The sequence below is a fragment of the Pseudomonas sp. YA1 genome, assembly GCF_058680555.1.
Window position 1 is genome coordinate 135,125 of sequence record NZ_JBZWBG010000018.1, and the last position, 7,508, is coordinate 142,632.

General features: G+C 66.0%; 9 protein-coding genes. 4 read left to right on the forward strand and 5 right to left on the reverse strand.

What is annotated here, in order from left to right; genetic code table 11:
• Positions 1–2: 2 nt before the first annotated feature.
• Complete coding sequence (locus tag AC4OR5_RS24070; protein ID WP_058160984.1) at positions 3–617, reverse strand: SOS response-associated peptidase; 615 nt, start codon at positions 615–617, stop codon at positions 3–5.
• A 425-nt stretch (positions 618–1,042) separates the two neighbouring features.
• Between AC4OR5_RS24070 and AC4OR5_RS24075 the strand changes: the two genes are divergently transcribed.
• Positions 1,043–1,747 carry an MgtC/SapB family protein gene (locus AC4OR5_RS24075; RefSeq protein WP_003094941.1) on the forward strand — a complete coding sequence of 235 codons (705 nt, stop codon included), beginning with the start codon at positions 1,043–1,045 and terminating at the stop codon, positions 1,745–1,747.
• A gap of 12 nt (positions 1,748–1,759) precedes the next feature.
• On the opposite strand, the gene AC4OR5_RS24080 is transcribed toward AC4OR5_RS24075, so the two are convergent.
• Together AC4OR5_RS24080 and AC4OR5_RS24085 are read right to left on the reverse strand one after the other, a co-directional pair.
• Complete coding sequence (locus AC4OR5_RS24080; RefSeq protein ID WP_003094943.1) at positions 1,760–2,023, reverse strand: putative signal transducing protein; 264 nt, start codon at positions 2,021–2,023, stop codon at positions 1,760–1,762.
• The gene (locus tag AC4OR5_RS24085) at positions 2,023–2,205 is read right to left on the reverse strand and encodes a CPXCG motif-containing cysteine-rich protein (protein ID WP_003094945.1); all 183 of its coding nucleotides are present in this window, start codon (positions 2,203–2,205) and stop codon (positions 2,023–2,025) included. The genes AC4OR5_RS24080 and AC4OR5_RS24085 overlap by 1 nt, the downstream gene beginning before the upstream one ends.
• A 96-nt stretch (positions 2,206–2,301) precedes the next feature.
• On the opposite strand from AC4OR5_RS24085, the gene AC4OR5_RS24090 reads away from it, so the two are divergent.
• Positions 2,302–3,462 carry a 1-acyl-sn-glycerol-3-phosphate acyltransferase gene (locus AC4OR5_RS24090; RefSeq protein WP_003099351.1) on the forward strand — a complete coding sequence of 387 codons (1,161 nt, stop codon included), beginning with the start codon at positions 2,302–2,304 and terminating at the stop codon, positions 3,460–3,462.
• 99 nt (positions 3,463–3,561) lie between these two features.
• Here AC4OR5_RS24090 and AC4OR5_RS24095 read toward each other — a convergent pair whose 3' ends face one another.
• Positions 3,562–3,840 (reverse strand): hypothetical protein, encoded by a 279-nt coding sequence (locus tag AC4OR5_RS24095; RefSeq protein ID WP_003094948.1) that lies wholly within the window; start codon positions 3,838–3,840, stop codon positions 3,562–3,564.
• Between the two features lie 283 nt (positions 3,841–4,123).
• Between AC4OR5_RS24095 and AC4OR5_RS24100 the strand changes: the two genes are divergently transcribed.
• The gene (locus tag AC4OR5_RS24100) at positions 4,124–4,330 is read left to right on the forward strand and encodes a hypothetical protein (RefSeq protein WP_003094951.1); all 207 of its coding nucleotides are present in this window, start codon (positions 4,124–4,126) and stop codon (positions 4,328–4,330) included.
• A gap of 57 nt (positions 4,331–4,387) precedes the next feature.
• Here the strand turns inward: AC4OR5_RS24100 and AC4OR5_RS24105 are convergent, their stop codons facing one another.
• The gene (locus AC4OR5_RS24105; RefSeq protein ID WP_058160987.1) at positions 4,388–4,975 is read right to left on the reverse strand and encodes a YajG family lipoprotein; all 588 of its coding nucleotides are present in this window, start codon (positions 4,973–4,975) and stop codon (positions 4,388–4,390) included.
• Between the two features lie 841 nt (positions 4,976–5,816).
• Here AC4OR5_RS24105 and mqo point away from each other — a divergent pair.
• On the forward strand, positions 5,817–7,340 hold the full coding sequence (mqo, locus tag AC4OR5_RS24110; RefSeq protein ID WP_003141615.1) for a malate dehydrogenase (quinone): 1,524 nt from the start codon (positions 5,817–5,819) through the stop codon (positions 7,338–7,340).
• The last annotated feature ends 168 nt before the right edge of the window (positions 7,341–7,508 follow it).

Here is a 7,508-nt window from a genome sequence, read left to right on the forward strand (position 1 = left end):
CGTCAGGCCGGGGTCAGGCACTCCGGCCCGTCGGTTTCAGGCTTGTTGACGAAGCCGGCCAGGGCCACGCTGCGCAGATTCGGCTGGGGCTTGGCGAGCAGGCTGATCAGCGCCGGCAGCGGCGTGTCCGGAGCCAGCCAGGTATCCTGCTCGGCCTCGTCGAGCAGCAGTGGCCGGCGGAACTCGGCGGCCGCCTGGGATACCTGGGCCACGCTGAGCCAGGTCTGTCCCTGCACCGGATAGGCCTCCCAGATGCCGGCGAAGAACAACAGGCGCTCGCCGGTGGAGACCCAGTACGGACGCTTGCGCACCCCGCGCCATTCATAGAAGCCGTTGGCCGGCAGCAGGCAGCGGCGCTGCTGGAACGCCTCGCGGAACATCGGTTGCTCGGCGAGGGTTTCCGCCCGCGCGTGGCTGGGCGTACGCGACAGGTCGGTGAGCCAGGCCGGGGTCAGCCCCCAGCGCGCCAGGTCGGCGCGGCGCACACCGGCGTCCTCGCGAACCATCAGCACCTGGTTCGCCGGAGAAATGTTCCAGTGCGCCCGCCAATCCGCCGGAAAGCCCGGCAGGGCCGCCAGCGACGGATTCCAGCGGAACAGGGCGTAACGACCACTCATGCTTGGCACTGCCTGGTGAGGGAAAGCCGCACAGTGTAACCCGAAGCGCCACACTGGCCTTGCCGAACGCAAGCTGAATGAAACCCAATCTTAACTTGACGCGCCTATCCTCCAGGCTTATGGTGCCGCCCGCATTCTGTAACCCACACAGGAGTCCTGCATTGGACAACAGCCCTAGTCGATTGCGACAGGTCCATCCGGCGAGCTAGTCCAGCAGAACCCTCTGCCACTGCCTCGCCGAACATGGCGGACAGTGGCGATCCGCATCCCGTCCGGGATGACGCATCCCCATTTTCCCTTCGTGTCCCTTCCCTCGCGCCATCCGCGCAGCGGGAAGCCGCGGTCCTGCGCAATCCATCGTCCTTTATCCGCGCGGACCGACGGCCCGCGCCAGCTCCGGCCGTCGGCCGGCAACGAGGTGAAACATGGATTGGAAAGTATTTCTCCTGCGCGTCGCGGTCGCGCTGGTCCTGGGCGCCCTGATCGGCGCCGAACGCCAGCTGCGCCAACGCCTCACCGGCCTGCGCACCAATGCGCTGGTCAGCACTGGCGCCTGCCTGTTCGTGCTGATGACCCAGGGCGTGCCCGGCCTGGCCGGCGACGCTTCGCGGATCGCCGCCTACGTGGTCTCCGGGATCGGCTTCCTCGGCGGCGGCGTGATCATGCGCGACGGCCTCAACGTGCGCGGCCTGAACACCGCAGCCACCCTCTGGTGCACCGCCGCCATCGGCGTCCTGTGCAGCATGGGCCTGCTGCTGGAGGCCACGCTCGGCAGCCTGGTGGTGCTCTGCGCCAACATCCTGTTGCGCGACATCGCCCAACGCCTGAACCGCCAGGACGTGTTGCCGGCCAGCGAGGCCGAGCAACGCTACGAAGTGCAGATCGTCTGCCGCGCCGAGGACGAGATCCAGGTACGCAGCCTGATGCTGCACAGCCTCGGCAGCAGCGACCTGCGCCTGCAATCGCTGCACAGCGAGGATCTGGACAACCCGGCCAAGCTGGAAGTCCGCGCCGAACTGCTCGGCACTCCCGAGGCTCCGGCGCAGCTGGAACGCCTGGTCAGCCGGGTCAGCCTGGAGAAGGGCGTCAGCTCGGTGCGCTGGCAGGTCTTCGAACTGGCGGCCGACTGAGCGGCGGCCGCCTCAACACAACAGGCTGCCGGGGCCGCAGGGCTCCGGCGGCTCCTCGGCCAGCGGGGCGGCGGCGTTGTAGGCGAGGATCAGTTCCCGCGCCCGCTCCGTCTGCTCGTCCGCCACCAACAACGCCAGCAGTCCGCCAGGCGGCAGTTCGCCGATGGCGCCGACCAGGTGGCGGCCGCTGACATGGGCGGCGATCCCTTCGCTGGCGAGCATTCCCACCAGCATCTCGGCCTCCAGCAGGTCGGCCGGCTCATATACGCGCTGCATCAGTCATCCTCCCGGCGGACGTTCAGTGACCAGTCCTGCCCATCGGTGCGCAGGTCGAACAGGATCGGCCGGCAGCACACCGGGCAGTCCTCGTAGTACTGCTGGTCGCCGGCACTCAGGTCGAGCAGCGCCTCGGCCGGTTCCCCGCAGTAAGGGCAGCTATAGGCCTGGCTTTCGAGCATCGCTGCACCCCCTATGAGTTCCGTTTATAATCGCGCGGTTCAATTTTCGGCCACCCCCTGGGCGGCCTTCGCAGCATCCATATGGAACCAGAAAGCATGATGGGCGAGTTCGAAGCCATCCGACCCTACAGTGACGCCGAAGTCCCCGCGGTATTGCAACGCCTCCTGAGCGACGACGCCTTCCTCGGCGCCCTGGTCCGCTACCGCTTCCCGCGCCTGGCCGGTCCCCTCGGTTGGCTGCTCAAACCTCTTATAGCCCATCGGCTGGCCCGCGAGGTCACCGGCATCCGCAGCGTCGCCACGCTGCAGGACAAGTTCGAGCCCTACGTCGACCACACCATCGAGAAGGCCACCGATGGCGTCACCTACTCCGGGGTCAATCGCCTCAAGCCAGGCTGCGCCTACCTGTTCATCGCCAACCACCGCGATATCGTGATGGACCCGGCCTTCGTCAACTACGCCGTGTACCACGCCGGCCTGCCGACCCCGCGCATCGCCATCGGCGACAACCTGCTGCAGAAATCCTTCGTCAGCGACCTGATGCGCCTGAACAAGAGCTTCATCGTGCACCGTTCGCTGAGCGGCCGGCGCGAGAAGCTCGCCGCCTACCAGACGCTCTCCGCCTACATCAACCACTCGATCCGCGAGGACCGCCAGTCGGTGTGGATCGCCCAGGCCGAAGGGCGGGCCAAGGACGGCGACGACCGTACCGACTCGGCGATCCTCAAGATGTTCCACATGAGCCGCAAGGACGAACCCTTCGCCGAAATGGTGCGCGCCCTGCATTTCATCCCGGTGTCGATCAGCTACGAATACGACCCCTGCGACCTGGCCAAGGCCCGCGAGTTGCACACCCGCGCCAGCACCGGCGAATACCGCAAGGCGCCGGGCGAGGACGATGCCAGCATCGCCCTGGGCATCACCGGCTACAAGGGCCGCGTGCACATCAACTTCGGCGCCGAACTGGAGGGCGAGTTCAGCGACGCCAAGCAGTTGGCCGCCGAACTGGACCGGCAGATCCTCGGCAACTACCGTCTGTTCCCGGTGCACTACCTGGCCTACGAGATGAGCGAGAACCGCGACCCGGGCCTCGCTGTCCCCACGGCCGAGAGCCTGTTCGGCAGCGAAGAACTGGAGAAGGCGCGCAAGGAATGGAACCGCCGCCTGGAGCAATGCCCGGCCGAGCAGCGCCCCTGGCTGGTGCTGCAATACGCCAACCCGGTACTCAACCAATACCGGATCAAGCAGCAATCCTGAAGACGAAAGCCCGGCGCCGCCGGGCTTCTCCATCGGGCAACGGCTTCGAACCCGCAGACGGTTATCCGCGTGCGGTTCGGCTCGCCGAGGCAGGCCCTCTCAGAACCGCGTGCTGGCCCAGCTGACCAGCAGCGCCAGGCCCAGGCAGGCGGCGCCGAATCGGTAGAAGAACAGGTTGATCCGCAGGGTCGCCTCGTCCATCGGCAATGCCTCCTCCCCCGCCTCGCCCTCCGCGGCCCAGCGCGCCAGGGCGCGACGCTCGCGTGCGCGGGTGGCCAGCAGCAGCCAGGCGCCGGCGACACCGAAGAACAGCGCAAGGCCGTTCACGGCCTGCGCGGGATGGGCGAGGAACAGCGCCCACAAGGCTTGCAAGGACATCGATAACCTCCGCAACAGGACAACACGCCGGGGCTACCGAGTAACGCCTTGGGTGAGCTGATGACAGGACGGACCGTCGGGGACGGCGGGGAAGGACTGGTCGAATTCTATCCAGAATGCATGAGCGACGGCCAGCGACGACCGGGTTGTCGCGACGAAGCGCAGCGGTTAGCAGCAATCCGTCTAAAAAAGGCGCGGCCTCGCCAGCGTGACCGGCTAGTCTGAAAGTGCTTTGCCGGTCACAGAACCCCACCCAGGCAAACGACAACACAGGAGAGTCGTCATGCTGGAAACCGCACCCCACGAACATAACTATCTGATCGACCACCTGGACGAGATCGAGGCCGTGATCGTCGATCTTTCCTTCAATGTCCAGGACGACCGCTGGCTGGTGTACTGCACCGCCTGCGGCCATGAACACCTCGACCTGCCTGAGACCGACGAACGCATCAGCATCGGCGAGCCGGACCCGTTCCACCAGGCCGCCTGAGTTTCCCGAGCGCATGAAAAAGCCCGGCATCCGCCGGGCTTTCTCGTTACCGCCGGCTCATTGCTGGCCGAGGGTCTGAGCGATGGTCGGGTCCTTGAACACGCGGGTCAGGGCGTCGCTGAGCACCTCGCTGACCAGCTTGCTGTTGGTCGCCTGGTTCGGCGCCATGCCGAAGCGCTGGTTCAGCGAGGCGCCGTAGCGACCGGTGTAGCGCCGGCCGCTGTTCTGCACGTCGGCGCGGAAGGTCGCGGTGATGTCGGCCTGGGTGACGTAGACGCCGTCCTTCGGCGACTGGTACTTCAGCTCGGCCAGGGTCAGGGTCAGTTGCGGCGCGTTATAGGCGTTGGCCGAAGGCGTGTAGCCGAGCAGGCGCACGGCGGTCTCGGCCTGGGCCTGGAGCTTGGGCACCACGTCCTCGCTACGGACGGTCAGGGTGCTGGTATCGGCGTAGAGGCCGCCGCGGGTGCCCAGGGACGGGCCGGGACGGCCATCGACCACCTTGACCACCACCGGCTGGCCATGGCCGACGGCGGTCAACGGTCCTTTCAGGACCGGTTGCGGGTCCAGTTGTTGCGGGCTCAGGGCGCAGCCGCCGAGAACCAGGGCGCTTGCGGTCATCAGGCTGAGCAACAGGCGATGCAGCATGCTCATCTCTCCATGGGTTGGGCACGAATGGCCGGCAGTATAACGGCGCCGCGAAGGCACCGCAGCATTGCCTTGGACGTTCGCCACGGGGCGCGGTTCCTCGCCTGTGGCAGGTGGCGCAGGGCACGCATGCCCGGCGTTTGGCAGATACGGCGCGGCGGATTGTCCCAGGGGGCTTTCGCCGGCGGGCACTTCGTGACCGGGAATGGGAAAAAAGTCTAAGGAGCGGGGTATTTTTTGATTTTCACCGTTATAATCGCCCCCCGATTATAAGGACGCCTCCTGATCGGGTTCCGGCCCCCGCGCCATCCCCCCACAGAGAGCCGCCAGTAGAGCGCTGCCCCATGAGGCAGACGCCCTGAAACGCCTGTAGCGAGTTTTTCGGCAAGGAATGCCGCATGACCCCGCACGATTCTGCGAAGGCATGCCCGCGACAGACGAGCCCTTCCGGCCCATGTCTCCAAAAGAGCGTGGATCGAAGGTATTTCACTACTTCACGAGAGTGTGGCGAGCAATGAAGAGTTTTGCGTCGGTAAGTGCGCCATTAGCGCTTGAAACAGCCCCCCGCAGACGCGACCGCAGCGGATACCTCATGACCAGAGCCTGACGGCCCGTTCCGTCGCGAATGTGCTTGCACGACCGGATGCCCGCATGGGCCAGCCAGGCTGCCAGATCGCCAGCCCCGCGCCCGGCATCCATAGGCGATGACGCCCGGCGTCCCGCCGTTGTTGCGAAGAATCGGACATGACGGCTCCCTCCGCCGCTGCCTGCCGGCCCGTACCGGCCTCGGCCCTGCCCCGTCTGTCGTCAATTTGGTGCTGAAGATTTTGGAGAAGCGTTAATGGCGCAAAACGATCACGAAACAGTCGACATGCTGCTGGTAGGCGCCGGCATCATGAGCGCGACCCTGGCGGTCCTGCTCAAGGAACTCGACCCCAACCTGAAGATGGAAGTCGTCGAACTCCAGGAGTCCGGCGCGATCGAAAGCTCCAACCCGTGGAACAACGCGGGCACCGGCCACGCCGGCCTGTGCGAGCTGAACTACACCCCGCAGTCGGCCGACGGCAGCATCGACATCAAGAAAGCCGTGGGCATCAACACCATGTTCGAGGTGTCGAAGCAGTTCTGGTCGCACCTGGTCGCCAAGGGCACCTTCGGCTCGCCGAAGACCTTCATCAACCCGGTACCGCACCTGAGCTTCGTGCGCGGTAGTGAAGGCATCGCCTACCTGAAGAAGCGCTTCGAATCGCTGACCAGGCACCACGCTTTCGAGACCATGGTCTACTCCGAGGACAAGGCCACCCTCGCCGAGTGGATGCCGCTGATGATGCCGGGTCGTCCGGCCGACGAAGCGATCGCCGCGACCCGCGTCGAGGGCGGTACCGACGTCAACTTCGGCGCCCTGACCAACCAGCTCCTGCAACACCTGGCGCAACAGCCGGGCGCGCAGATCCGCTACAACCAGAAGGTCACCCACCTGCGCCGCGCCGATAACGGCTGGCGGGTCACCGTCAAGGACACCCGCAACGGCGGCGACCGCGAGATCCAGGCACGCTTCGTCTTCCTCGGCGCCGGCGGCGGCGCCCTGCCGCTCCTGCAACTTTCCGGCATCCCGGAAGGCAAGGGCTTCGGTGGTTTCCCGGTGAGCGGCCAGTGGCTGCGCTGCGACAACCCGGAAATCGTCAAGCAGCACCAGGCCAAGGTCTACAGCCAGGCCGAGGTCGGCTCGCCGCCGATGTCCGTGCCGCACCTGGACACCCGCGTGGTGGACGGCAAGAAATCCCTGCTGTTCGGCCCCTATGCCGGTTTCTCCACCAAGTTCCTGCGCCATGGCTCGTTCCTCGACCTGCCGCTGTCGGTACGCCCGGGCAACATCCTGCCGATGCTCTCGGTGGCCCGCGACAACATGGACCTGACCCGCTACCTGATCGGCCAGGTCATGCAGTCGCCGGAACAGCGCCTGGAAGCCCTGCGCAAGTTCTACCCCGAAGCCAGGGCCGAGGACTGGCGCCTGGAAGTCGCCGGCCAGCGCGTGCAGATCATCAAGAAAGATCCGAAGAAAGGCGGCATCCTGCAGTTCGGCACCGAGCTGGTGGCCGCCCACGACGGCTCCATCGCCGCCCTACTGGGCGCCTCGCCGGGCGCCTCGGTGACCGTCTCGATCATGCTCGGCCTGATCGAGCGCTGCTTCCCGGAGCAGGCCCGCTCGCCGGAGTGGAGCGCCAAGCTGAAGGAAATCTTCCCGGCTCGCGAGAAAGAGCTGGAAAGCGACGCCGAGCTGTACCGCAGCGTCAGCAGCCGTTGCAGCGAGGTGCTGGAACTGACCGCGAAGAACGACGTACAGGCCCCGGTCAACGCCGAGTGAGCCGCGCGCTACGGAACAAGCCGCCTTCGGGCGGCTTTTTCATTTGCGGTGTCCCGTCCTGAATAAGGTTTACACCTCCCATGCCGATTTTCCGGAGAGCTAGATGGAGCAAGGTGTAAAGCGCACACAGCGAGATTACTCACTGTCTTTTAAATTGGCCGTCGTTGA